The sequence below is a fragment of the Plantactinospora sp. WMMB334 genome (assembly GCF_049179095.1).
Lineage (GTDB): Bacteria > Actinomycetota > Actinomycetes > Mycobacteriales > Micromonosporaceae > Plantactinospora.
In genome coordinates this window covers 5,635,124-5,659,224 of the sequence record NZ_JBMHME010000002.1, presented here as the reverse complement: position 1 = coordinate 5,659,224, position 24,101 = coordinate 5,635,124, and the positions used below count along the sequence as shown (strand labels likewise).

Here is a 24,101-nt window from a genome sequence, read left to right as displayed (position 1 = left end):
CGGGCCGGGTCAGCCGGTCAGCAGGTCGACCACTCCGGTTCCGCTCTCCGCGCCGTGGCCGTCGGCGAGCCGGCGCGCCATCAGCGTCAGGTACGGCTGCAACAGCTCAGCACCGACGCCCTGCTCCTGCGCCGTACGCCGCAGCGTGTCGTTGGCCGCGACCATCATCGCGAGGTTGGACCCGGTGCCGGTGACGTAGTCGCCGCTGGCCAGTTGGGCAGCGGTCAGGTGCACGGACGACGCGGCCATCGCGCCGAGCCAGTCGGCGAGCAGCGGAGCGAGGTCCCCGGGTGCGATCGTCTCCCTGCGGATCAACGCGAAGGCGTGCGCGATCCCGGCGAACATCCCGGTCATCGCGCTGAGTAGCGCCACGTCGTGTAGGGCGGCGAAGCCGGGATCCGTGCCGACGTACCGGGCGCCGGCCGGCACGGCCAGCACGTCCCGGTGAGCCTCGAAGAGTTCGCGGGAGCCGCTGTAGAAGACGTAGCCGCCGGAGCCCGGTACGCCGATCATCCGGGGCACCGCCATGACCCCACCGCCGTTGAACCGGGCGCCGCGTTCGTGTGCCCAGTCGGCCAGGTCGCGGGCCTGGCCGGGGGTGCCGGTGGTCAGGTTCACCAGGTCCCGGCCGGCCAGGTCGGCGCCGGCCAACGCCTGCCGTACCGAGGCGTCGTCAAGCAGACAGACCACCACGAGCCCGTTCGCGGCGACCGCCTCGGCGGCGGTGGCGGCGACCGTCACGCCCTCGGCGGCGAGTGGTTCGGCCCGGGCGGCGGTGCGGTTCCAGACCGTCAACGGATGCCCGGCGGCGAGCCAGGCGCGGGCGAGCGCGGTACCCATGGCGCCGAGCCCGAGCAGGGTGAGTGGAGTTCCTCCGGTGGTGTCCTGTCGCATGCTCGTAGACTTGCCGCCGTACCCGGGGCCGCTCAAGTACGCACTTCGTTGTGGGTGGTTACCCGGGGGAAAGCGAGCTGGCCGGGGGAGGGGACCGTGGCGACGGTGACGAGGCCGGGCGCGCCGGGCGGGTACGTCTGCGGCATCGACGCGGCGATGGCGGTGGTCGGGGGGAAGTGGAAGGTCCTGATCCTCTGGGCGCTCGGCGAGCAGGTGTGCCGGTTCGGCGAGCTGCGCCGGCTGGTGCCGGGCGTGACCGAGAAGGTGCTCGCCTCGCACCTGCGCGAGCTGGAGGCGGACGGCATCGTGCACCGGGAGGTGTACGACGAGGTGCCGCCGAGGGTCGAATATTCGCTGACCCCGCTCGGTGTCTCGCTCAACGCGGCCCTGGAACCGCTCGGCGCGTGGGGTCGGCAGCACGTCCTCGGCGCCGGCGCGGGCGGGACCTCTGCCCCGGCTGCCTCTCCCCGGACGTGACCACGCCTCGGCGCTGGTCCGGCCCCACAGCGGTCCGGCGTCCGGTCCCACGATCCTCTGGCCGCACGGTCCGGTCGATCGTCGTACGCCCCGCCGACACGGCTCAGTCGCTGGTCGCGGTCGCCTCGTCGGCCGGGACGGCCGAGGCTGTGCTGCCCGGCCCGGCGGTGCCCGGCCCGCGTGCAACGGCGAGCCTGGCCCGCAGTTGGTCCGCGTCCGGGTGGTGCAGCTCGTCGTAGATTGCCAGGGCCTGCCGCCAGGCGGCCCGGGCGGCGTCGAGGTCTCCGGCCGCCCGGTGGCTGTCCCCGAGGTTCGCGAGCACCTCGGCCTCGTCGTACCGGTCGCCGAGCTCCCGGTGCAGGGCCAGGGCCCGCCGGTGACACTCGACCGCCCGGTCGTGCTGGCCGAGCCGCTGGTGGGCGTAGCCGAGACTGTCCCAGGTGAGCGCGGCGCCGCGCCGGTCGTCGTTGCGGGCGTGCAGGGCGAGGGCCTGGTGGCAGCAGGCGACGGCCCGGTGGTGGTCGCCGAGCCGGGCGTGCAGCCAGCCGATGTTGTTGAGCGTCTTCGCCTGCCCCACCGTGGCGGCGGTGGCCTGATAGACCTGCCCCACCGTGGCGGCGGTGGCCTGATAGAGCAGCAGGGCGCGTTCGGCGTGCTCCAGGGCCGTCCGGTGCCGGCCCTGCCGGGCGAGCAGCCAACTGATCCCGACGTGGGTGTGCGCCTGGCCGGCCCGGTCGCCGAGCTCCTCGTAGAGGTCGACGACCCGCCGGAAGTGGCGGTGCGCCTCGCCGTGCCGGCCCAGCCAGGTGTACGCGACGGCCAGCCCCCGGTGCGCGTGCGCCTGGCCCGGCAGGTCGGCGTGGCGCTGCGCCGCCGCCAGGGCGACGCGCTGGGCACCGGCCAGCTCCACCCAGTGCCCCTGCCGGTCCAGGAACGTCGTGACCAGTGCGGCGAGCTGCCAGGCGTGGCGGTCGAAGCCGGTCGTGGCGGCCTGGGCGACCGCCGCGAGCAGCACCCGGTGTTCGGCGGAGAGCCAGGCCATCGCCTCGGCGTGCCCGTCCGGCCGCTCGACGGTCACCCCCGGCCGGGGCGGCGCGAGCCGGACCCGGGGCGCGAGCCCGTGCGGGTCGAGCAGGTGGTCGGCGGCTCCGGCGGCGTGCAGGTAGTGGTCGAGCAGCCGGTGCCGGGCGGCCTCCCGCTCGGCGTCGCCGTCGACCCGCAGGCAGAGCTCGGCGGCGTACGCCCGGAGCAGGTCGTGGAAGGCGTAGCGCCCCGGTTGGTCCTCGGCGAGCAGGTGTGCCCGGGTCAGCCCGGCCAGCAGTGGCCGTACCCGGTGCGGTGGTAGCCCGGCCAGGCTGGCCGCGGCCGGTGCCGAGACGTCCGGGCCGGGGTGCAGCCCGAGCAGCCGGAAGAGCCGTGCCTCGGCGGCGCCCAGGGTCCGGTACGACCAGGAGAGCACCGCCCGCACCCCGGTGGCCGGGTCGACGGCGTCGAAGGCCGCCAGGGCGTCCTCGGCGTCGCGCAGCTCGGCGGCGAGGGCGGCGAGCGGAAACCGGGGATTGATCGCCGCCCGCGCTCCCGCCACGGCCAGGGCCAGGGGCAGCCGGGCGCACCGCTCGACGATCTCGTCGACCGCGCCCGGCTCGGCGGCCACCCGGTCGGCGCCGACGCGCCGTCCCAGCAGCTGCCGGGCCTCCACCGTGGAGAGGCGGTCCAGGGTGAGCGGGCGCGCCCCCTCCGCCGCCACCAGCGGCAGCAGCTGGTCGCGGCTGGTCACCACGACCAGGCAGCCCGACGCGCCGGGCAGCAGTGCCCGGACCTGGTCGGCGTCGCGGGCGTTGTCCAGCAGGACCAGCATCCGCCGGCCCGCCAGCATGCTGCGGTAGAGGGCGGCCTGCCGGGACTCCTCGGTGGGGACCTGGTGCGGGGGCACCCGCAGGCCGTCCAGGAAGTCCCGGAGCGCCTCGCCCGGCGTCACCGCCCGCCCGTCGAGGTCGAAGCCGCGCAGGTTGACGTAGAGCTGGCCGTCGGGAAAGCGGTGGGCGACCCGGTGCGCCCAGTGCACCGCGAGCGCGGTCTTGCCCACCCCGGCGGTGCCGCCGATCGCCGAGATCACGACCGGGGCGGGTCCGGCACCCTCGTCGGTCGGGCGGGGGAGCAGCGCGTCGAGTTGGCGGAGGAACGCCGTACGCCCGGTGAACCCGGCGACGTCGGCCGGTAGCTGTGCCGGCACCGGCCGCCCCGGCGAGTCGTCGGCGGCAGCCGCGGCGGCCGGCGCAACGGCATCGGCAGCCGCGGCGGCCGGCACCTCGTGCCGGAGGACCCGCAGCTGCGTCGAGGCCAGTTCGGCGCAGGGCTCGACGCCGAGTTCGTCGGCGAGCCGGGACCGGGTCTCGGCGTAGAGCCGCAGCGCGGGTTCCTGCTGACCGCAGCCGGCCAGCGCCAGCATGCAGCGGGCGACCAGCCGTTCCCGCAGCGGATGCTCGGCCAGCAGCGGGCGGAGCGTGCCGAGTAGCCGTTCGTGCCGGCCCAGCGCCAGCTCGACCTCGGCGAGCTGCTCGTACGCGGCCAGCCGCTGCTCGGTCAGCCCGGCCGCGGCGGCCGGGACGAAGGCGCCGGCCGCGCCCGCCAGCGCCGGACCGCGCCAGAGCGCGAGCCCGGCCCGCAGCTCCGCGGCGGCCTGCTCGGGCCGCCCGTCCCGGGCGGCGATCCGCGCCCGTTCCACGGCCCCGGCGAACTCCGCCAGGTCGAGGCTGCCGTCGGCGACGGCGAGCCGATATCCGCCGGCCCGGTGCGTGAGCAGGTCGCCGGCCTCGGCGGTACGTAGGGCGGCGCGGAGCTGCGAGACGCAGACCTGCACCTGGGTCCGGGCACTGGCCGGCGGCTCGTCGCCCCACAGTGCCCGCTCGATCTGGGCCACCGACACCACACGGTTCGGGTTGAGCAGCAGCAGGGCCAGCAGGCCGCGGTACTGCGGCCGGCGGATCTCCAGCGGCCGTCCGGAGACCGTCGCCTCGACCGGGCCGAGGAGGCACCAGCGCATCGCCCCACCTCACGGTGTGCCGTGAACGTCCTCATCGTAGGTTCGCCACCGGCGTGGCGGTCGCTGCCTAGCGGTCGGATAGCGGACGCCAAGCGACGGCTCGGAGGCTGGTCCCGCAGCACCTTCCGGCCCTCCCGGGGCTTACCCCGGCGGGTTCGGACGGGTCTGCCGGGTGGCCGGCGGTCGGCTCCCGGAGGGGGAAACAGGAGGCAGCACGATGAGCAGCTCCGCACGATCCGCCCGCGCCGTACTGGGCGGGCTGGCCGGCGTCGCCGTCGCCGTCGCGATGGCGACGGTGCCGGCGGCACCGGCGGCGGCCGACCCGCCCGGCCTGGTGAAGGTGGGCGTCAACTCGGCCCGGAACAGCGTCGACAAGGCGGTGACCGCGAGCTGCCCGGCGGGCACCGTGGTCACCGGCGGCGGTGGCTATCTCGCCGCATCGAGCAGCGCGTGGGGGCACGTCGGCCTCGAGCGGTTCGAACCGCTGGCCGGCGGTACCGGTTTCGTGGTGACCATGCGCGAGGCCGGCAGCGTCAACTTCGCGGGCGACTGGACGCTGACCGGGCAGGCGGTCTGCGCCCCGGCCCCGGCCGGCTGGCAGGTGGTCGCCACCACCGGCCCGGCCGAGAGCCAGTACGTCACCGCCAGTTGCGGCACCAGGCGGGTGATCGGGATGGGGGGCCGGATCAACGGTGGTGGTGCCGGTGACGTCCTGCTGGACCAGGTGGTGCCCGCCGCCGACCTGCGTTCGGTGACCGCCCGGGGCGTGGAGGTGCCGGGCTCGGGGCCGCCGGCCGGCTGGAGCGTGACGGCGTACGCGATCTGCGCCACCAACCCGGCGGGGCTGGAGCGGATCTCCTTCTCGTCCAGCCCGGACGCCGCCGGGCACGCCGGGGTCAGCCAGTCCTGTCCGGCCGGCAAGGCGCTCTACAGCGCGGGCTCCGACATCGTCGCCGGCAACGGCGCGGTGCTGCTCTCCGGGGTGAACATCATCGACTCGGACACCACGTCGGCCTGGGCCGACGAGTACGACGGCGGTCCGTCGAACGCGTGGAGTTTCCTCGGGTACGGCATCTGCGGAAGCTGACCGGGTCGGGACGCGGGAGCCGCTGGCAGGCGCGCCGGCCAGCGGCTCCCGCCCACGATATTGGAGTTTTTCTTCGTTTCACTCGGCAGCTATTGAAACTTCTAAACAAGGTCGGGTTGACTACGGGCATGCGTACCCGCCGATCCCTCCGCTCCGCCGGACTGCTCCTGCTGGCGCCGCTGCTCACCCTCGCCGGGCCCGCACCCGCCTACTCGGCGCCGCCCGTCGCGAGCGGCTCCGCCGCAGGCGCCGCAACCGCCGCGCCCGCCGTTGCCGCCCTGCCCGCCGCCGACCGGATCGAGACCGACACCCGGACCCGACCGGTCGCACCCGGGCTCGCGCTGACCTCCTTCGACCGTTACGACGCCGACGGCTGGATCCGGGCCGACGCCCTCACCGCCGACCTGGGCGGCGGGCTCACCGTCGACTACGTCAACTCCGGCGAGGTGGCCAGGACCGAGCCGCTGCGCGCGGCCGCCGACCGGGCCGGTGCGGTGGCCGCGGTCAACGGAGACTTCTTCGACATCAACGACTCGGGCGCGGCCCAGGGGATCGGCATCCAGAGTGGAAACCTGATCCAGTCGCCGGTCAGCGGCCACCACGAGGCGGTCGGGATCACCGCCGACGGGGTGGGCCGAATCATCCAGGTGCACTTCGACGGCACCGCCACCCTGCCGGCCGGGCCGCTCACCCTCACCCAGTTCAACAACATGGTCGCCACGAACGGCGTCGGCGTCTTCACCCCGCTCTGGGGGTCGTACCCCCGCACCCGCGCCGTCGAGGGCGCCGGCCGGGTCACCGAGGTGACGGTGCGCGGCGGCCGGGTCGGCACCGTCTCCGCCGCCGCCGGCAGCGGCCCCGTCCCGGCCGGCACGACGATCCTGCTCGGCCGGGAGGCCGGCGCCGACGCGCTCGCCGCGCTCCGCCCCGGCGACCCGGTCGAGATCGCGTACGCGCCGAAGCCCTCCGACGGCAGCACCCTGCACGCCGCGATCGGCGGCAACCGGGTACTGGTCCGCGACGGCGTGCCGCAGGAGATCGGCGACGTCAACCCCGAGCCCCGGACGGCGGTCGGATTCTCCGCCGACGGCCGGAAGATGTTCCTGCTCACAGTGGACGGCCGGCAGGCCGACAGCCGGGGCGTGACGCTCACCGCACTCGGCCGGATGATGGCCGACCTCGGCGCGCACAGCGCACTCAACCTCGACGGCGGCGGCTCGTCGACGCTGCTCGCCCGGGAGCCGGGCCAGGCCGCCGTCCGGGTCGAGAACAGCCCCTCGGACGGGTCCGAGCGGTCGGTGCCGAACGGGCTCGCGCTCTTCGCGCCGCAGGGGAGTGGCCGGCTGAAGGCGTACTGGGTGACGACCGTGCTCGACGCGGCGATGGCGCCGGGCGCCGGTCCGGTGCGCGGCGGGCGCCCCGACCGGGTCTTCCCCGGGCTGACCCGGCGGCTCTCGGCGGCCGGCCACGACGAGACGTACGGGCCGGCGGCCGGCGCGCCGACGTGGCGGGCCGGGCCGGGCAGCCGGGGCACCGTCGACTCCGCCGGGCTGTTCCGGGCCCGGGGCACCGGCGAGGTGACCGTCACCGCCTCGCGGGGCCGGGCGCGGGGCGAGCTGGAGCTGACCGTGCTCGGCCCACTGGCCCGGATCGACGGCACCGTCGACAAGGTCGGGCTGGCCGGCGCGGGCGGCACCGGGACGTTCGGCGTGGTCGGCTTCGACGCCGAGGGGAACACCGCGCCGATCGAGCCGGCCGACCTGCGGCTGGAGTACGACCGGGAGCTGCTGGAGATCACCCCGGCGCCGAGCGGCGGACTCACCGTGAAGGCCAGGGTGGACAGTGGCGCCGGGCTGGTCACCGTCCGGGTCGGCGCGACCAGCACGGTGCTGCCGGTGACGGTCGGGCTCACCGACGTGCCGGTGGCCACGTTCGACGACGACGCGGCGAGTTGGCGGTTCAGCGCCGCCCGCGCCGCCGGCTCGGTCACCCCGGTGCCGGGCCGCACCGGCACCGGCCTGAAGCTGGCGTACGACTTCGGCCAGTCCACCGGCACCCGGGCCGCGTACGCCGACCCGCCCGGCTACATCCCGGTCGCCGGCCAGCCGCAGGCGTTCGGGATGTGGATCTACGCCAACGGGCACGGCGAGTGGCCCAGCCTGCACCTGCACGACGCGCTCGACCAGCAGCACGTGCTCCGCGGCCCCTACCTGGACTGGACCGGCTGGCGGTACGTGGAGATGCCGGTCCCGGCCGGCGTGGCGTACCCGGTGCGGGTCCGACGCTTCTACGTGGCCGAGACCGACGCGGCGGCGGCGTACACCGGCGAGGTGATCATCGACGACATCGTGGCGAAGGTGCCGGTCGAAGTGACCCCGCCGGCCGAGCCGCTCCGCACCGACCGGGTGGTGCTGACCGACGGCACCGTGGACCGGGCACCGTGGCGGTTCGCGGTCCTCTCCGACGCCCAGTTCGTCGCCGCCGACCCCGACAGCGACCTGGTCGCCCAGGCCCGCCGTACGCTCCGCGAGGTGCGGGCCGCGAAGCCGGACCTCCTGGTCGTCAACGGGGACTTCGTGGACACCGCCCATCCGGCGGACTTCGCGCTGGCCAAGCGGATCCTGGACGAGGAGTTGCGCGGCGAGCTGCCCTACGTCTACGTGCCGGGCAACCACGAGATCATGGGTGCGCCGATCGACAACTTCCGGGCGGCCTTCGGGGAGACCTTCCGGGTCTTCGACCACGCCCCGCGCCGGGGCGGCACCCGGACCCGGTTCGTCACCCTGGACACCTCCACCGGCACCCTCCGGGGCGGCGGCTTCGGGCAGGTCCTGGCGCTGCGTACCGCCCTGGACGGCGCGGCCCGCGACCCGGCGGTCGGCTCCGTGGTGGTGCTGGAGCATCACCCGATGCGCGACCCGACCCCGGCCAGGGCGAGCCAGCTCGGCGACCGCAAGGAGGCGGCGCTGCTGGAGCGCTGGCTCGCCGAGTTCCAGCGGGAGACCGGCAAGGGCGTCCTCTTCGTCGGCGCGCACGTCGGCAGCTTCTCCGCCGACCGGGTCGACGGGGTGCCGTACCTGGTCAACGGCAACGCCGGCAAGAACCCGTCGACCGCGCCGCAGTTCGGCGGGTTCAGCGGCTGGACGATGTTCGGGGTCGACCCGGTCAGCCCGGCGGAGTCGGCGGCGGCCCGGCGCGACCCGCTGGCCGCCGGCCCGGAGTGGGTGACCGCGCAGACCCGGGCACACGTGGACGGGCTCGCCCTGGCCGCCCCGGTGACGCTGCCGGCCGGCGGCACCGGCACCGTCACCGCCACGGTCACCCAGCCCGGCGGCCGGCAGGTGCCGGTCGCCGCCCCGCTCTCGGCCGACTGGGCCGGCTCGGCAAACCTGTACATCGGATCGTCGCCGTGGGGGCTGCGGCCCTGGCACGCCGCCTGGTTCGACCCGGCCACCGGCCGGCTGACCGCGCTGCGCTCGACCGGCTCGGTACGGCTCACCGTCACCGTCAACGAGGTGACCACCACAGCCACCGTCACCCTCACCCGCCGCCGGCCCTGACCCCCTGCCCGCCGGGCCCTGCCGCCCGCCCGGACGTTCCGAGCAGCCGATGGGCCGGTACAGCCGATGGGCCGGTACAGACGGTGACCTGGACACCAGAGGCGTTATCGATGGCGGATAACGCCTCTGGTGTCCAGGTCACGCGGATCAATGCGGCGGCGACGCGCGGAGGTGTCGGGCCGGGGCGGGCGGCGCCGGCGGGGTGGCGGGTCAGAAGTCGCCCTCGGCGACCTGGAAGACGGTGAGGCCGAGTTCGCGCCACATCCGTACCACCTGCATCCGGTCGTCGAAGACGCCGACCACCCGGTAGCGGTCCCGGATCTCGCGGTCGAAGATCTCGCGCTTGACCACCGAGTCGCGGCGCTGGTCGCCGACCGCCCGCATGTGCAGGGCCAGGTAGGGGACGCCGACGTGCTCGCCCAGCCACCGTTCGGTCTGGGGACGGCAGGAGGCGTCCCGGCCGGTGCAGAAGACCACGCCGTGGCCGGCGGCGTGCATCGCCCGGACCGCCGCGATGACGGCAGGGTTGGGGTGGTCCTCGCCGACCCGGCTCATGTCGTACGGGCTGCGCCCGGCCAGCAGCGCGACCGTGCCGTCGATGTCCACCAGGACGATCTCCGGCGCGTCGCCCGACGGCGGGGTGTAGACGGCGGCCGGACCACCCGGTTCGGCGGTCGGCACCGGCAGCGGCAGGTTCCGGCCGGAGAGGTAGCGGTCGTGCAGCCGCCGGATCGCCTCCTCGCCGACCCGCTCCCGCTCGGGCCGCTCCGCGTCGCGCCGGACGCACTCCTGCACCGGTACGTCGGTGAAGTCGTGCACCTCGAGGTCGGCCCCGAACCGGGCGGCGAGCTGTGCCCAGTCGCGTACCGTCCGGGAGCGCAGGTTGGTGTCGTCGACGCAGACGTCCACGCCGGCCCGCAGCAGCGCCTCGACCTGGGCCCGCTGCACGACGGTGACCTGCCCCTCGGCCCACTGCGTGAAGAGCCGTTCGCCGTGCAGCATCCGGCGCAGGTCGTCCCGGTTCACCCGGACCACCCCGGGCTGCAACTTGCGGGCGAAGGTGGTCTTCCCGGAGGCGGGCAGCCCTCGGGTCACGATCAGTCTCATCCGCTCACTCCCCGTTCACCGTAGCCGGTTCGATCTTCGTGGCCCGGGCGTCGGGTCGGAAACCGTGGGCCGGAGGTTCCGGCCCCTCTCGGGCTTTTCGTCCGGTATTGCCCGGTCCGCCGGGGTGTGTGGCTGGCCAGGGCGGGAATGCGGAGCGGAGGAGTGGCGTTGTCCGTCACGGATCGTGTGTGCCTGCCCGCTGCCGGGGCGACCCGGCCGCCATGGCACACTGGTCAGTCGGCCACCGGTTCCGGTTCACGCCCGAGTCCGCCGTGCCGCGCGATATCCCGACATCGTGCCGACGGCGGGTGCCGAGGGCGACCCGGCGACCAACCACGAAAGGACCGAGGCGACATGAAGCCCAACATCCACCCCGAGTACGTGACCACCGAGGTCACCTGCTCGTGCGGCAACACCTTCACGACCCGCAGCACGGCGAAGGGCGGCTCGATCCACGTCGAGACCTGCAGCGCCTGCCACCCGTTCTACACCGGTAAGCAGCGCGTGCTCGACACCGCCGGCCGGGTCGCCAAGTTCCAGCAGAAGTACGCCAAGGTTCAGGCCAAGAAGGCCAAGTAGCCGCGTCGACGGCGCCCGCCTCCGGCTTCCCGCCGGGGGCGGGCGCCGTCGTGCCGTATCGGCCGTCGACGTTCCCCGCAGAAGTCGACGTTCCCCGCAGAAGTCGACGGTTCCAGCAGAGGGAGTACGAGCATGAGCGGCGATCGGCTGGCCGGTCTCCTCGACGAGTACGCGGAGCTGGAACGACGGCTCGCCGATCCGGCGATCCACGCCGACCAGGCCACCGCCCGCCGGGTGGGTCGGCGGTTCGCGGAGTTGACCCCGCTGCACAAGGCCGCCGGTGAGCTGGAGCAGACCCGCGCCGACCTGGCGGCGGCCCGGGAACTGGCCGCCGAGGACCCCTCCTTCGCGGCCGAGGCCGAGTCGCTGGCCGAGACGCTGCCGGTGCTGGAGGGGCGCCTCGCCGAGCTGCTGATCCCGCGCGACCCGCACGACGCCAAGGACGTGATCCTGGAGATCAAGGCCGGCGAGGGTGGCGAGGAGTCGGCGCTCTTCGCCGGCGACCTGCTCCGGATGTACGTGCGGTACGCCGAACGGCACGGCTGGGCGACCGAGGTGCTCGACGCGCAGGACTCCGACCTCGGCGGCGTGAAGGACGTCTCGCTCGCGGTCAAGGCCAGGGGGGTGCCGGAGGGCGGCAACGGGGTCTGGTCCCGGCTCAAGTGGGAGGGGGGCGTGCACCGGGTGCAGCGGGTGCCGGTCACCGAGTCCCAGGGGCGGATCCACACCAGCGCGGCCGGCGTCCTGGTGCTGCCGGAGGCCGAGGAGGTCGACGTCACCATCGACCCGAACGAGCTGCGGATCGACGTGTTCCGGTCGTCCGGGCCGGGCGGGCAGTCGGTGAACACCACCGACTCGGCGGTGCGGATCACCCATCTGCCGACCGGGATCGTGGTCTCCTGCCAGAACGAGAAGTCCCAGCTGCAGAACCGGGAGCAGGCGATGCGGATCCTGCGGGCCCGGCTGCTCGCCAACGCGCAGGAGCAGGCCGACGCGGCGGCCTCGGACGCGCGCCGCTCCCAGGTGCGCACGGTGGACCGCTCGGAGCGGATCCGGACGTACAACTTCCCGCAGAACCGGATCACCGACCACCGGATCGGCTTCACGGCGTACAACCTCGACCTGGTGCTCGCCGGCGAGCTGGACGGGGTGCTCGACGCGCTGGCCGAGGCGGACCGTTCGGCCCGGCTGGCCGGCGAGACGGAGCTGTCCCGACGCTGAGCGCTGTCCCGCCGGTGAGCGCTGTCCCGCCGGTGAGGGCTGTTCCGCCGGTGAGGGCTGTTCCGCCGGTGAGCGCTGTTCCGCCGCGCAGCCGGAGCTGTCTCACCGCTGAGCGGAGCTGTCCGTCCCGGCCCGGGGCCGCGCCCGGTCGGCGCGGGCGACCGCGGCGCCCAGCACGTCCTGCCGTCCGACACCCGAACCCTGCATCTCGGCGAAGCCGACGCTCACCCCGACCGAGCTGCCGGGGATGAGCGTCTCCCACTCCTCGGCGGCGACCGCCGCCCGGATCCGCCGGCCCACCTCGGCCGCCTCGCTCATCCCGGCGCCGGGCAGCACCACCACGAACTCGTCGCCGCCGTACCGGGCCACGAAGTCGCCCCGGCGCATCACCCGGTTGATCACACCGGCGATCCGTTGCAGCACCAGGTCCCCGCAGCGGTGACCGTGCCGGTCGTTCACCGCCCGGAAGCCGTCGATGTCGCAGACGCCGAGCACCGCCCGCTCGCCCCGGCTCACCATCGCGGCCACGTAGCGCTCCAGGCGGCGGCGGTTGGGCAGCCCGGTGAGCGGGTCGGTCAACGCCTCGCCCTCGTAGCGGGCCGCCTCGCGCCGCATCTCCTCGTGCTCGATCCGGGCCGCGATGCCGTCCACGTAGACGTCCCGGAGCCGGTCGTTGCGCTGGGTCGCCAGCCGGAACGCGTACCGGTCGGCCCGGTGCGCCGCCGCGTGGTCGCCGACCCCGGCGTACGCCAGGCTGGAGAGCCGGGCGTGTTCGGCCGCGCCCAGCGTCTCGGCCGAGACGTGCACCGTCTCCAGCCGGGCCAGCGCCTCCGCCGACCGGCCACCGGCGATCGCCAGGCACGCCCCGCCGAGCTGCCGCATGTCCCGGGTGCGGGCGCTGTCCCCGCCGTTGCCGAGCAGCCAGCCGGGATCGAACTCCGGCACGGCCGGCCGGTCGGGTGCCGCACCGAGCGCCGCCTGCCGGGCCAGCGCGTAGCCGTACGCCGCCCGGCTGCTCGGCCGCAACCGGCTCGCGGTCCCGGCGGTGACGAAGCGCTCCAGGTCACCGCCGACGTCCCGGAGCACCCGCAGGCAGCCGTCGCTGTCCCCGTGGTGGTCGAGCGCGACCGCGTTGCGCAGCCGGATGCCGGGCGCGGCGAACGTCTCCTCCGGGATGCCGGCGGCGACGCCCAGCCGGCGGGCCCGCTCGATGGCACCGAGGGCGTAGCCGTGGAAGCTGAGGTAGGAGTAGGCCATCGCCAGGTCGTGCCAGCCCCAGGCGGTCTGCCGGTCCGGGTCGTCGACCGAGCCGAGCGCCCGGGCGCCGCGTACCAGGTGCGTGACGCAGCGGTCGAGCGCGCCCTGGTTGTGCGCGGCGAGCGCGGCCAGCGCGTGCAGGTGCCCGTGCAGGTACGGCTCGGGCAGGTCCCGAGCGGCGTCGAAGGCCCGCTCCACCGCCCGGGTGTATTCGGCGGTGCGGCCCAGGTTGAGAATCGCGGAGAGCCGCTGGAGCAGCGCCTCGGCCCGGGAATATGGATCGTCGGTGGTGTTGACGACCCGTTCGAAGATCAGGCAGGCCTCGGCGGAACGACTGCTCTCCATGAGGTCACGGGCGTGTCTCAACTCCTCGGCCCGGTCTCCGACCCGGTCGAGCCAACTCACGCACAACCTCCATCGCCTCGCCAGCCAGACCCCGTCTGCCGAGGGCCCGGCCCGTCGGCAGACCGGAGAGGAGGCTCTCCGGGACGCCCGACCGGCCCGAGCACCCGGTCGACCCGGGATTGCGCCCGCGACGCGATGATCCCCGGTCGACGTTTCATGATTATGTCGTGACGCGTATTCCCCGGCATAGCTCCCCGGCACCAGCGGACGTTCCGCCGCCGGCCGCGATCGCGGCGGCGACGTCCGCGCTGGCCCGGGCCGGTGTCGGCCTGGCCCGGATCGAAGCGGAACTGTTGCTCGCGTACGTCCTCGGCGTGTCGCGCGGCGGTCTGGCCCTGGCCGGCCCGGTCACGCCGGCACAGCAGGCGCGGCTGCGGGACCTGGTCGACCGGCGTGCCCGGCACGAGCCGCTGCAGCACCTGCTCGGCACGGCGGCGTTCCGCTACCTGGAGCTGGCGGTCGGCCCCGGGGTCTTCATCCCGCGCCCGGAGACCGAACTGCTGGCCGGCTGGGGCGTCGAGCAGGCGCGCCGGGCCGGCGCGGGTGCGCCCGTCGTCGACCCCGCCGGTCCGCTGGACATCGACCCCGCCGGTGCGCTGGACGTCGACCCCGCCGGTGCGCTGGACGTCGGCCCCGGCGGTGCGCTCGTCGTCGACCTGTGCAGCGGCAGCGGCGCCATCGCGCTCGCGGTCGCCGCCGAGGTGCCCGGGGCCCGGGTGATCGCGGTGGAGCGGGCGGCGCCGGCGCTCGACTGGCTGCGGCGCAACGCCGCCGACCGGACCGCCGCCGGGGACCGGCCCGTCGAGGTGGTGGCCGGGGACGTGACGGATCCGGAGCTGCTGGCCGACCTCGCCGGCCGGGTGGACGTGCTGCTCTGCAACCCGCCGTACGTGCCGGACGGCACCCCCGTACCGGCGGAGGTGGCCGAGCACGACCCGGCGGAGGCGGTCTTCGGCGGCCGGGACGGGCTCGCGGTGATCCGGCCGGTGCTGGACCGGGCGGCCCGGCTGCTGCGCCCGGGCGGGGCGCTCGGGATCGAACACGACGACACGCACGGTACGGCGGTTCCGGAGCTGCTCCGCGCCGACGGCCGGTTCGTCGGGATCGCCGATCATCCGGACCTGGTCGGCCGGCCCCGTTTCACCACCGCCCGGCGGGCCGACGCCGGCTCGTGACCGGCCCGAAGTCCCCGTGCCACGGCAGGGGTCCCGGCGTGGCAGACTGGCTCCCCGTGATGCTCTACGACTGCCGGTCGCTCGAGGACCGTGACCGAGGCATCGCCGCGGCGATCGAGGCGGTCAAGAACGGTGAGCTGGTCGTGATCCCGACCGACACGGTCTACGGGATCGGGGCGGACGCGTTCACCCCGTACGCCGTCACGGCGCTGCTCAACGCCAAGGGCCGGGACCGGCAGCACCCGCCGCCGGTGCTGGTCGGCTCCAGGCGCACCCTCGACGGGCTGGTCTTCCTGCTGCCGAGCGCGGCCCGGGACCTCGCCGACGCGTTCTGGCCGGGCGCGCTGACCATCGTGGTCGAGCACTCGCCGAGCCTGCAGTGGGACATCGGTGACACCGGCGGCACGGTGGCGGTGCGGATGCCGCTGCACCCGGTCGCCCTGGAGGTGCTCCGCGAGACGGGGCCGATGGCGGTCTCGTCGGCGAACAAGACCGGCCAGCCGGCGGCGGTGACCGCCGAGGAGGCGCGGGATCAGCTCGGCTACTCGGTCCGGGCCTACCTGGAGGCCGGGCAGTGCCCGGATCCGGTGCCGAGCACCATCGTCGACGTCACCGGCGAGGTGCCCCGGGTGCTGCGCCAGGGCGCGATCCCGCTGGAGAAGCTCCGCGACGTGGTGCCGGACATCCAGGGCCAGGTGTCCTGAGTGCCGCCCTTCACCGTCCTGCACGTCTGCCTGGGCAACATCTGCCGGTCCCCGATGGCCGAGCGGCTGCTCGCGCTGGCCGTACGGGAACGGCTGGCCCGCCGGCCGGCGGCGGAGGCGGCCGACGTCGACCGCCTGGTGCACAGCCACAGCGCCGGCACCGGCGGCTGGCACGCGGGTGAGGAGATGAACCCGCCGGCCGCCCGGCAGGTGCGGTCCCGGGGCGGGGACGTGGACGACTTCGGCGCCCGCAAGCTCCGCTCCGAGCACATCGACGCGGCCGACCTGGTGCTGACCGCAACAGCCGACCAGCAGGAGTACGTCGTGGCGCTGCGTCCCGACGCCGCCGACCGCACCTTCGTGCTCGGCGAGTTCGGTCGGCTGCTGCCCACGGTCGACGCCACCGTCCTGCCGCCGGTCACCGACCCGCCCGATCCGGACGCCGTCCACGCCCGGGGCAGCGCCCTGGTGGCCGCGGTGGCGGCGGCCCGGCACGGCTCGTCGCCGCTCCCCGGCGACGACCTCGACGACCCGTGGGGCCGAGGCGACCAGTGTTTCAGCCGGGTCGCCGACGAGATCGAGGAGGCGGTCCAGCCACTCGCCGCCGTCCTCCTGCCCTGAAGGTGTAAGGAAGGGCCCCCGCTTATCGCTTTCTGTATAAGAAGGGCCCCCTCCTAACCCGCTTGGGTTGATTTGGCGTGAAACGGGTGCAGAGTTCCGAAAGTGCCGTCAGGCTGACGGTGTCCTGAACCCGGCCTACCGTCCGGGTCGCCCGACGCCGTCCGTCCGGGAGGTACGGCATGCTCCGGCAGCGGCTGAGCCAGCTCTGGACCCTGACCCTGGCCGGGATACTGGCCGGCACCATCCTCGCCGCGGCGGCCCTGCCGGCCTCGGTGCTGGCCGCCGTGGGCCTGAGGTCGCTGGGCGCCCGCTACGAGGACCTGCCGCAGGACCTCCGGACCCCGCCCAGCGCCCAGCGCTCCTACCTCTACGCCAGCGACGGCCGCACCATGATCACCTCGTTCTACGACGAGAACCGGACGAACGTGCCGCTGGCCCAGGTGGCCGAGGTGATGCGGCAGGCCACGGTGGCGGCGGAGGACGCCCGCTTCTACTCCCACCGGGGCGTCGACGTCCGGGGCGTGCTCCGGGCCGCCGTGGCGAACAGGGTGGACGGGGAGGTCCGGCAGGGCGCCTCGACGCTGACCATGCAGTACGTCCGCAACGTCCTCTCCAGCGACCCCGGCCTGACTGCGGAGCAGCGGGCCGAGGCCACCGAGACCAGCGCCGCGCGCAAGATCCAGGAGGTGCGGTACGCGGTCGCGCTGGAGCGCCGGCTCGCCAAGGACGAGATCCTCGGCCGCTATCTGAACATCGCCTACTTCGGCGCCGGGGCGTACGGCGTCGCCGCCGCCAGCCAGCGGTACTTCTCCAAGCCGGCCCGGAGCCTCACTCTCGCCGAGGCCGCCCTGCTGGCCGGACTGGTGCGCTCGCCGGAGACGGACACCCCGATCGGCGGTGACGCCGACGCCGCGCTGGTCCGCCGGGGGTACGTGCTGCGGCAGATGGCCGAGAGCGGGATGATCTCCGACGAGGCTGCCACGCGTGCCCAGGCGGAGCCGATCCGGCTGCGCCCCGGCGCCGAGCCGAACGACTGCGCCGGCATCCCGGACGGGCACTCCGACTGGGGCTTCTTCTGCGACTACTTCCGGCAGTGGTGGGACGCGAACCCGGCGTTCGGGCTCACCGTCGACGAGCGGCGGGAGACGCTGCGGCGCGGCGGCTACCGGATCGTCACCTCGCTCGACCCGGCCATCCAGGCCGGCGCGCTGCGGCAGAGCCTGACCGTGTACGACCTCGACGACCGCAGGGCCGCCCCGATCGCCGTGGTGCAGCCCGGGACGGGCCGGGTACTGGCGCTGGCGGTGAACCGCAACTACCGGCTCGACCCCAATCCGGCGGGACAGCGCAACCACCCGAACACCGTCAACCAACTGGTCGCCGGCGGCGGTGGGATCAACGGCTACCAGGCCGGCTCCACGTTCAAGATTTTCACGCTGCTGGCCGCGCTGGAGTCCGGGATGCCGCTCAGCGCGGGCTACGACGCGCCGTCCCGGCTGCTGACCCGCTATCCGGTCGACAGCCCGAACAGCTGCGGCGGCTACTGGTGCCCGGCCAACGCCAACCCGGGGTGGATGGACGGCTACCACACCATGTGGACCGCCTTCGGGCGCTCCGTCAACACCTACTTCGTCGCGCTGCAACAGTGGATCGGCGCGGAGCGGGCGGTCCGGATGGCCGAGCGGCTGGGCATCGTGTTCCGGGCCGACCGCGACGCCCAACTGGCGGCGTACGGGGCACGGGGCTGGGGCGCCTTCACCCTCGGCGTGGCCGCCACCACCCCGCTGGAGCTGGCGAACGCGTACGCCACGCTGGCCGCCGAGGGGAGGTACTGCAAGCCGCTGCCGGTGATCAGGATCGTGGATCCCACCGGGCGGGCGTTGCCGGCGGCCGCGCCGAGCTGCGGAAAGATGCTCAAGGCGGAGGTGGCCCGAGCGGCGACCGACGCGGCCCGCTGTCCGGTCGGCGGCCAGTCGGTGTACGCCCAGTGCGACGGTGGCAGCGCCCCGGAGGTGGCGAGGATCCTCGGCACCCAGCCGGTGGCCGGCAAGACCGGCAGCACCGAGGGGTACGCCACGGAGACCTTCGTCGCCTTCACTCCGCAGCTCGCGGCGGCGGGCATCGCCACCAACCCGGACGACCCGAGCGACGCCGTCGGCCGGGAGGCGCAGCGGAGGGTGATCGCGGCGGTGGCGAACACCATGGCCGGGGCGTTGCGGGGCGCGCCACGGCGGGACTTCATGCCGCCCGGCCGGGAGATCGCCTTCGGCGCCGGCCTCGGCGCCGCTCCCGGCGAGCTCGATCCGGAGCCGTTCGCCCCGGCGCCCGTCCGGACGGCGCCGCCGACCGCCGTTCCGACCCCGCCGCCCGCCGTCGTGCCCCGCCCGACGCCCGTTCCCACGGCCGCCGTTCCCCGGCCGACGCCGCCGCGCAGCACCGCCACCGCCCCACGCCCCCCGCCCCGCTAGAAACGCCCGCGTTGCGGCGGGGCGCTCCACGCGGCGCGGAGGCCGCCGCCCCGTGCTGCGCCCCGTGCTGCGGACGGAGGCCCCCGTGCTTGCGACGGAAGCCCCCGCGCTGCGACGGAGGGCGTCCGGCGCATTGGGTCAGAAGGGATGCCGTGCCGCCAGGCGCTACGCTGCCCAGATGGTTTCGCACGCGCAGGCGCCGGCCGCCGCTCCCGCGGCTGCGGGGATCCGCCCGGTCTCCGGTCCGGTTGACCGGCGTGGCTGAGCAGGCAGGCCGGCCGGTCGAGGCGGCGGAGGGTCCGGTGGAGACCGAGGACCGGCCGGTCGAGGCGGACCGGCCGGCGGAGGCCGCAGGGCGGCACTGGCGGCTGGCGCACCTGCCGGTGGTGCTCGGGGCCTCAGCGGCGCTGCTGGGCGTCGCCACGGTGCTCGGCGCCGTGCTGGGCGGCGGGATCGGTGCACTCGGCGCGGCGGCCGGAGTCGGTCTGGTGACGCTGAGTTATCTGATCTCCACCCTGGTGATCGCCTGGGCCGACTCGGTCCACCCCAACCTGGTCCTGCCGTTCGGGCTGGCGATGTACGTGGCCAAGTTCAGCGTGATCGGCGTGGTGATGGCCGGGGTCGCCGCACAGGGCTGGGCCGGGCTGGTGCCGTTCGGTTGGGGCGTCCTCGCCGGGGTGGTGGCCTGGATCGGCGCGAACATCTGGTGGGTGGTGACCGTGCACGCCGCGCGGACGGGGCCCGGCTCCGCCGGGTGACATGGGTCACGGCCACCGGGCCGGAATTGCCGTGGTCCCGTAGACGGGACGGCACACAGGAAACTGTCAGTGATCGGTCATTTTCCCGGTGGCGGAACCGGAGTAGCGTGCCCACAGACGACGCGCCCACCCAGAGGCCCACACAACGAGGTTGTGCGGGGGGTGAGGCACAGCCTCGTATCCCCGGCTGATATCGTTCGGCCGTCATGACCGGTGACCAAACCCCCCAACCCCCTGGCGGCCCCGCTCCGGAGGCCGGCGAGGGTTGGACCGCGCTGGCATACCTCATCGGAGGTCTGGCGGTGTGGGGCTTCATCGGTTGGTTGGTCGACCAGTGGCTCGAGACCGATGGCCTGGCCACCGGGATCGGGTTCCTGCTCGGCGGGGCCGGGGGCGTCTACCTGGTCATCCGCCGGCTCGGCACCCCTAGCTAGGGAAGGGACGCGGTGATCGGAGAGTCGGTCGTCCTCGCGGAGGGCCTCGCGGAGGGCGAAGTTCCGTTTCCACCCAGCGTGGAAGACTTCTTTCTGCCGAGCATCGTGCCCTGGGGCGGGCACAACGTTTACTGGATCACGAAGTTCACGGTGCTCATCTGGCTGGGCGCCGCACTGCTCATAATCTTCTTCCTGGCGACCTACCGGAATCCGAAGCTGGTGCCGACGAAGGGGCAGTGGATCGCGGAGTCGATCTACGGCTTCGTCCGGAACAACATCGCGGTCGACATGATCGGGCACCGGGGCGTCGCCTTCGCGCCGTATCTCACCACGCTCTTCTGCTTCATTTTCATCAACAACCTGTGGCAGATCGTCCCGGTCGTGCAGATCTCGCCAATGTCGCACATCGCGTTTCCGGCGTTCCTGGCGATCATCAGCTACGTGCTCTTCATCTGGGTCGGCATCCGGCACCACGGTTTCGGAAAGTTCTTCAAGCATTCACTCATGCCGCCGGCGCCGTGGTTCATGCAGCCGCTGCTGATCCCGATCGAGCTCTTCTCGACGTTCGTGGCCCGGCCGGTCTCGCTGTCGCTGCGGTTGTTCGCCAACCTGTTCGCCGGGCACATCATCCTGCTGGTCTTCACCCTCGGCGGCTTCGTGCTGCTGAACGCCGACTCGTTCTTCCTGAAGCCGATCTCGGTGGTCTCCTGGGCGGTGTCGATCGCGATCACCTTCCTGGAGGCCCTGGTCATCGTCCTGCAGGCCTACATCTTCACCGTGCTGACCGCCAGCTACGTGCAGGGCGCGCTCGCCGACGAACACTGATCCGCATCCGACGAACACCGAACCGCACAACCGCACAACCGTTGTCGTCCCGCGTGAACCGTCACGCGTGATTTCAGGAGGAACCAACCAATGTTGTCGTCGACCCTCGCCGCCGTCGAAATCACCGGCAGCCTCAGCGCCATCGGCTACGGCCTCGCGGCCATCGGCCCCGGCATCGGTGTCGGCCTGGTCTTCAGCGCCTACATCCAGTCGACCGCCCGGCAGCCCGAGTCGTCCCGGATCACGCTGCCGTACGTCTGGATCGGCTTCGCCGTCATCGAGCTGCTGGCGCTGCTGGGCATCGCCTTCGGTTACGCCTTCGGCAACTAGCCGTCCCCTCGACCGAGGAGGTTCCGATGCTGCGCTACCTAGCCGCAGAGGGCGGCACCGAGCACAACCCGATCATCCCGCTCTGGCAGGAGATCGTGGTCGGCTCGGTCGCCTTCGCCATCCTCTGCTTCGTGCTGATGAAGTTCGTCTTCCCGCGGATGGAGCAGACCTTCCAGGCCCGGGTCGACGCGATCGAGGGCGGGATCAAGCGCGCCGAGGCCGCCCAGGCCGAGGCCAACCAGCTTCTCGAGCAATATCGAGCCCAGCTCGCCGAGGCCCGGACCGACGCGGCGAAGATCCGCGACGACGCCCGGGCCGACGCCGAGGGCATCCGGCAGGACGTCCTGGCCAAGGCCAGGGAGGAGTCCGACCGGATCATCGCGGCCGGCAAGGAGCAGCTTGCCGCGGAGCGGGCCACGATCGTGCGCGAGCTGCGTACCGAGGTGGGCACGATCGCGGTCGACCTGGCCGGCCGGATCGTCGGTGAGTCGCTGGCCGACGAGGCGCGGCGCAAGGGGACGGTCGAGCGCTTCCTGGCCGACCTCGACGGTGTCGGCTCGGCCAACGGCTCCGCCGTGCGGGCGAGCTGATGCAGGCCGCCAGCCGGGAGTCGTACGCCGCCGCACGGCAGCGTCTCGACGAGTACGCCCGGCAGACCGACGCGGCCCGGGTCTCCGCCACCGGTGACGAGTTCGGCTCGGTCGCCGGCCTGCTGCGGCGCGAGCCGCGGCTGCGCCGGGCGCTCTCCGACCCGGCCCGGGCCGGTGAGGACCGGGCCGCACTGCTGGAGTCGCTGCTCGGCGACAAGATCGGCGCGGACGCCAAGAAACTGCTCGGCGTGCTGGTCTCCGGCCGCTGGTCGGCGCCGTCCGAGCTGCTCGACGCCACCGAACGGCTCGGGGTCGAGGCGCTGCTGGCCAGCGCCGAGCAGGCCGGGGAGCTGGGCGAGGTGGAGGACGAGCTGTTCCGCTTCGGCCAGGTGGTCGCCGCCGACGCGCGGCTCTCCAACGTGCTCTCCGACCCGATCGCGCCCGTGTCGCAGCGGGCCGAGCTGACCGGGGCGCTGCTGGAGGGGAAGGCCAGGCCGGTCACGGTCAGGCTGGTCCAGGTGGCGCTCGCCGGGTTCGGCGGGCGGTCCTTCACCGGCGCGCTGACCCGGCTGGTCGAGCTCGCCGCCGACCGGCGGGACCGCCAGGTGGCGTACGTCACCGTCGCGGCTCCGCTGACCGGGGAGGAGGAGCAGCGGTTGGGCCGCAAGCTGGCCGAGCTATACGGTCGGGAGGTCAGCGTCAAGCAGACCGTCGACCCGGCGGTGCTCGGCGGGCTGAGCGTCCGGATCGGTTCCGACCTCTACGACGGCACGATCCTGCGCCGCCTCACCGACACCCGAAACGCGCTCGCGCGGCGATGAGCACCGCCGACGCCGCGCAGCGCTGAGAACCACATCCACGCCGTTCCGGTTAACCGGGCCCTGAATAGAGGAAGAAGAGGATGGCCGAGCTGACCATCTCGTCGGAGGAGATCCGCGGCGCGCTGGAGCGCTACGTCTCCTCCTATTCGCCCGACGTCTCCCGTGAGGAGGTCGGCACCGTCGCCGACGCCGGTGACGGCATCGCCCACGTCGAGGGCCTTCCCTCGACCATGACCAACGAGCTGCTGGAGTTCGAGGACGGCACCCTCGGCCTGGCGCTGAACCTCGACGTCCGGGAGATCGGCGTCGTCGTGCTCGGCGACTACCGCGGCATCGAGGAGGGGCAGCGGGTCAAGCGGACCGGCCGGGTGCTCTCGGTGCCGGTCGGCGACGCGTTCCTCGGCCGGGTGGTCGACCCGCTCGGGCAGCCGATCGACGGCCTCGGCGACATCGAGAACGAGGGCTACCGCGAGCTGGAGCTCCAGGCGCCGAACGTGATGGCCCGGCAGAGCGTCTTCGAGGCCCTGCAGACCGGCCTCAAGGCCGTCGACGCGATGACCGCGATCGGCCGGGGGCAGCGGCAGCTCATCATCGGTGACCGGCGGACCGGCAAGACCACCGTCGCGCTGGACACGATCCTCAACCAGCGGGACAACTGGCGCTCCGGCGACCCGGCCAAGCAGGTCCGCTGCATCTACGTGGCGATCGGTCAGAAGGGCTCCACCGTCGCCTCGGTGAAGGGGCTGCTGGAGGAGCAGGGCGCGATGGAATACACCACCATCGTCTCCGCGCCCGCCTCCGACCCGGCCGGCTACAAGTACATCGCCCCGTACACCGGCTCGGCCATCGGCCAGCACTGGATGTATGCCGGCAAGCACGTCCTGATCGTCTTCGACGACCTGACCAAGCAGGCCGAGGCGTACCGGGCCGTGTCGCTGCTGCTGCGCCGCCCGCCGGGCCGCGAGGCGTACCCGGGTGACGTCTTCTACCTGCACTCCCGGCTGCTGGAGCGCTGCGCGAAGCTCTCCGACGAGATGGGCGGCGGCTCGATGACCGGTCTGCCGATCATCGAGACCAAGGGCAACGACATCTCCGCGTTCATCCCGACGAACGTCATCTCGATCACCGACGGCCAGATCTTCCTGGAAACCGACCTCTTCAACCAGGGTGTCCGGCCGGCGATCAACGTCGGTACCTCGGTCTCCCGGGTCGGCGGCGCCGCACAGGTGAAGCCGATGAAGAAGGTGGCCGGCCGGCTCCGGCTGGACCTGGCGCAATATCGGGAGCTGGAGGCGTTCGCCGCGCTCGCCTCGGACCTGGACAAGGCATCGCAGGACCAGCTCAGCCGGGGCGCGCGCCTCGTCGAGCTGCTCAAGCAGACCAACTACTCGCCGTTCCCGGTGCAGGAGCAGGTGGTCTCGGTCTGGATCGGCACCGAGGGCAAGCTGGACGACATCCCGATCGGCGAGGTCCGGCGCTTCGAGTCCGAGTTCCTGGAGTTCCTCCGCCACCAGTACAAGCCGACGTTGCAGTCGATCGCGGACAACAACTGGGACGACGACATCGTCAACGCGCTCAACGAGGCGGTCGCCCGGTTTAAGCAGATGTTCCTCGGCAAGGAGGACGAGGTGCGGATCAACGAGGCACCCGCCCAGCCGATGGAGGGCGAGCAGGACCGCGAGACGGTCACCCGCTACCGCGACGGCGGCGAGTCGGCCCCGGCCGAGAAGCAGTAGGGCCGACCG

General features: G+C 73.7%; 20 protein-coding genes. 16 read left to right on the top strand and 4 right to left on the bottom strand.

The window, feature by feature from the left end; all coding sequences use genetic code 11:
- Positions 1 to 9 precede the first annotated feature (9 nt).
- Entirely contained in the window at positions 10 to 894 is an 885-nt protein-coding gene (locus ACN27G_RS24175; RefSeq protein ID WP_421495048.1) for an NAD(P)-dependent oxidoreductase, read from the bottom strand.
- Between the two features lie 96 nt (positions 895 to 990).
- Between ACN27G_RS24175 and ACN27G_RS24170 the strand changes: the two genes are divergently transcribed.
- Positions 991 to 1,371 (top strand): winged helix-turn-helix transcriptional regulator, encoded by a 381-nt coding sequence (locus ACN27G_RS24170; protein ID WP_421495047.1) that lies wholly within the window; start codon positions 991 to 993, stop codon positions 1,369 to 1,371.
- A 103-nt stretch (positions 1,372 to 1,474) separates the two neighbouring features.
- Here ACN27G_RS24170 and ACN27G_RS24165 read toward each other — a convergent pair whose 3' ends face one another.
- Positions 1,475 to 4,414, bottom strand: a complete 2,940-nt coding sequence (locus tag ACN27G_RS24165; RefSeq protein ID WP_421495046.1) for an AfsR/SARP family transcriptional regulator — start codon at positions 4,412 to 4,414, stop codon at positions 1,475 to 1,477.
- A 217-nt stretch (positions 4,415 to 4,631) separates the two neighbouring features.
- Here ACN27G_RS24165 and ACN27G_RS24160 point away from each other — a divergent pair, with 217 nt between their 5' ends.
- Complete coding sequence (locus ACN27G_RS24160) at positions 4,632 to 5,501, top strand: hypothetical protein (protein ID WP_421495045.1); 870 nt, start codon at positions 4,632 to 4,634, stop codon at positions 5,499 to 5,501.
- A gap of 128 nt (positions 5,502 to 5,629) precedes the next feature.
- A complete protein-coding gene (locus tag ACN27G_RS24155) occupies positions 5,630 to 9,061 on the top strand; it encodes a phosphodiester glycosidase family protein (RefSeq protein WP_421495044.1) in 3,432 nt (1,143 codons plus the stop codon).
- 210 nt (positions 9,062 to 9,271) lie between these two features.
- On the opposite strand, the gene ACN27G_RS24150 is transcribed toward ACN27G_RS24155, so the two are convergent.
- Positions 9,272 to 10,168, bottom strand: coding sequence for an AAA family ATPase (locus ACN27G_RS24150; protein WP_421495043.1), 897 nt, complete (start codon positions 10,166 to 10,168; stop codon positions 9,272 to 9,274).
- Between the two features lie 354 nt (positions 10,169 to 10,522).
- Between ACN27G_RS24150 and rpmE the strand changes: the two genes are divergently transcribed.
- Both rpmE and prfA read left to right on the top strand, forming a co-directional pair.
- Positions 10,523 to 10,747: a 50S ribosomal protein L31 gene (gene rpmE, locus ACN27G_RS24145; protein WP_203867866.1), complete on the top strand. Its 225-nt coding sequence runs from the start codon at positions 10,523 to 10,525 to the stop codon at positions 10,745 to 10,747.
- Between the two features lie 132 nt (positions 10,748 to 10,879).
- Positions 10,880 to 11,968 carry a peptide chain release factor 1 gene (prfA, locus tag ACN27G_RS24140; RefSeq protein ID WP_421495042.1) on the top strand — a complete coding sequence of 363 codons (1,089 nt, stop codon included), beginning with the start codon at positions 10,880 to 10,882 and terminating at the stop codon, positions 11,966 to 11,968.
- Between the two features lie 102 nt (positions 11,969 to 12,070).
- Here prfA and ACN27G_RS24135 read toward each other — a convergent pair whose 3' ends face one another.
- Positions 12,071 to 13,630, bottom strand: coding sequence for a GGDEF domain-containing protein (locus ACN27G_RS24135; RefSeq protein WP_421495041.1), 1,560 nt, complete (start codon positions 13,628 to 13,630; stop codon positions 12,071 to 12,073).
- A gap of 167 nt (positions 13,631 to 13,797) precedes the next feature.
- Here ACN27G_RS24135 and ACN27G_RS24130 point away from each other — a divergent pair, with 167 nt between their 5' ends.
- From ACN27G_RS24130 to atpA, 11 genes are all read left to right on the top strand, one after another.
- Positions 13,798 to 14,805 (top strand): N5-glutamine methyltransferase family protein, encoded by a 1,008-nt coding sequence (locus tag ACN27G_RS24130; RefSeq protein WP_421495040.1) that lies wholly within the window; start codon positions 13,798 to 13,800, stop codon positions 14,803 to 14,805.
- Between the two features lie 59 nt (positions 14,806 to 14,864).
- A complete protein-coding gene (locus ACN27G_RS24125; RefSeq protein WP_421497441.1) occupies positions 14,865 to 15,509 on the top strand; it encodes an L-threonylcarbamoyladenylate synthase in 645 nt (214 codons plus the stop codon).
- Positions 15,510 to 16,130, top strand: coding sequence for a phosphotyrosine protein phosphatase (locus ACN27G_RS24120; protein WP_421495039.1), 621 nt, complete (start codon positions 15,510 to 15,512; stop codon positions 16,128 to 16,130).
- 179 nt (positions 16,131 to 16,309) lie between these two features.
- Positions 16,310 to 18,598, top strand: a complete 2,289-nt coding sequence (locus ACN27G_RS24115) for a transglycosylase domain-containing protein (protein WP_421495038.1) — start codon at positions 16,310 to 16,312, stop codon at positions 18,596 to 18,598.
- A 302-nt stretch (positions 18,599 to 18,900) separates the two neighbouring features.
- On the top strand, positions 18,901 to 19,356 hold the full coding sequence (locus ACN27G_RS24110) for a hypothetical protein (protein ID WP_421497440.1): 456 nt from the start codon (positions 18,901 to 18,903) through the stop codon (positions 19,354 to 19,356).
- Positions 19,357 to 19,562: 206 nt separating this feature from the next.
- Positions 19,563 to 19,790, top strand: coding sequence for an AtpZ/AtpI family protein (locus tag ACN27G_RS24105; RefSeq protein ID WP_421495037.1), 228 nt, complete (start codon positions 19,563 to 19,565; stop codon positions 19,788 to 19,790).
- Between the two features lie 12 nt (positions 19,791 to 19,802).
- Positions 19,803 to 20,615 carry a F0F1 ATP synthase subunit A gene (gene atpB, locus ACN27G_RS24100; protein ID WP_421495036.1) on the top strand — a complete coding sequence of 271 codons (813 nt, stop codon included), beginning with the start codon at positions 19,803 to 19,805 and terminating at the stop codon, positions 20,613 to 20,615.
- A 90-nt stretch (positions 20,616 to 20,705) separates the two neighbouring features.
- Complete coding sequence (locus tag ACN27G_RS24095) at positions 20,706 to 20,945, top strand: F0F1 ATP synthase subunit C (RefSeq protein WP_107260457.1); 240 nt, start codon at positions 20,706 to 20,708, stop codon at positions 20,943 to 20,945.
- Between the two features lie 29 nt (positions 20,946 to 20,974).
- On the top strand, positions 20,975 to 21,535 hold the full coding sequence (locus tag ACN27G_RS24090) for a F0F1 ATP synthase subunit B (RefSeq protein WP_421497439.1): 561 nt from the start codon (positions 20,975 to 20,977) through the stop codon (positions 21,533 to 21,535).
- The gene (locus ACN27G_RS24085; protein WP_421495035.1) at positions 21,535 to 22,356 is read left to right on the top strand and encodes a F0F1 ATP synthase subunit delta; all 822 of its coding nucleotides are present in this window, start codon (positions 21,535 to 21,537) and stop codon (positions 22,354 to 22,356) included. Before ACN27G_RS24090 ends, ACN27G_RS24085 begins: the two co-directional genes overlap by 1 nt.
- 80 nt (positions 22,357 to 22,436) lie before the next feature.
- Positions 22,437 to 24,092: a F0F1 ATP synthase subunit alpha gene (gene atpA, locus ACN27G_RS24080; RefSeq protein WP_421495034.1), complete on the top strand. Its 1,656-nt coding sequence runs from the start codon at positions 22,437 to 22,439 to the stop codon at positions 24,090 to 24,092.
- Positions 24,093 to 24,101: the final 9 nt, after the last annotated feature.

Coding starts and splice junctions, on each gene's coding strand:
- ACN27G_RS24175 (WP_421495048.1), bottom strand. CDS start 894: ATGCGACAGGACACCACCGGAGGAACTCCACTCACCCTGCTCGGGCTC.
- ACN27G_RS24165 (WP_421495046.1), bottom strand. CDS start 4,414: ATGCGCTGGTGCCTCCTCGGCCCGGTCGAGGCGACGGTCTCCGGACGG.
- ACN27G_RS24160 (WP_421495045.1), top strand. CDS start 4,632: ATGAGCAGCTCCGCACGATCCGCCCGCGCCGTACTGGGCGGGCTGGCC.
- ACN27G_RS24155 (WP_421495044.1), top strand. CDS start 5,630: ATGCGTACCCGCCGATCCCTCCGCTCCGCCGGACTGCTCCTGCTGGCG.
- ACN27G_RS24150 (WP_421495043.1), bottom strand. CDS start 10,168: ATGAGACTGATCGTGACCCGAGGGCTGCCCGCCTCCGGGAAGACCACC.
- rpmE (WP_203867866.1), top strand. CDS start 10,523: ATGAAGCCCAACATCCACCCCGAGTACGTGACCACCGAGGTCACCTGC.
- prfA (WP_421495042.1), top strand. CDS start 10,880: ATGAGCGGCGATCGGCTGGCCGGTCTCCTCGACGAGTACGCGGAGCTG.
- ACN27G_RS24125 (WP_421497441.1), top strand. CDS start 14,865: ATGCTCTACGACTGCCGGTCGCTCGAGGACCGTGACCGAGGCATCGCC.
- ACN27G_RS24115 (WP_421495038.1), top strand. CDS start 16,310: ATGCTCCGGCAGCGGCTGAGCCAGCTCTGGACCCTGACCCTGGCCGGG.
- ACN27G_RS24105 (WP_421495037.1), top strand. CDS start 19,563: ATGACCGGTGACCAAACCCCCCAACCCCCTGGCGGCCCCGCTCCGGAG.
- ACN27G_RS24095 (WP_107260457.1), top strand. CDS start 20,706: ATGTTGTCGTCGACCCTCGCCGCCGTCGAAATCACCGGCAGCCTCAGC.
- ACN27G_RS24085 (WP_421495035.1), top strand. CDS start 21,535: ATGCAGGCCGCCAGCCGGGAGTCGTACGCCGCCGCACGGCAGCGTCTC.
- atpA (WP_421495034.1), top strand. CDS start 22,437: ATGGCCGAGCTGACCATCTCGTCGGAGGAGATCCGCGGCGCGCTGGAG.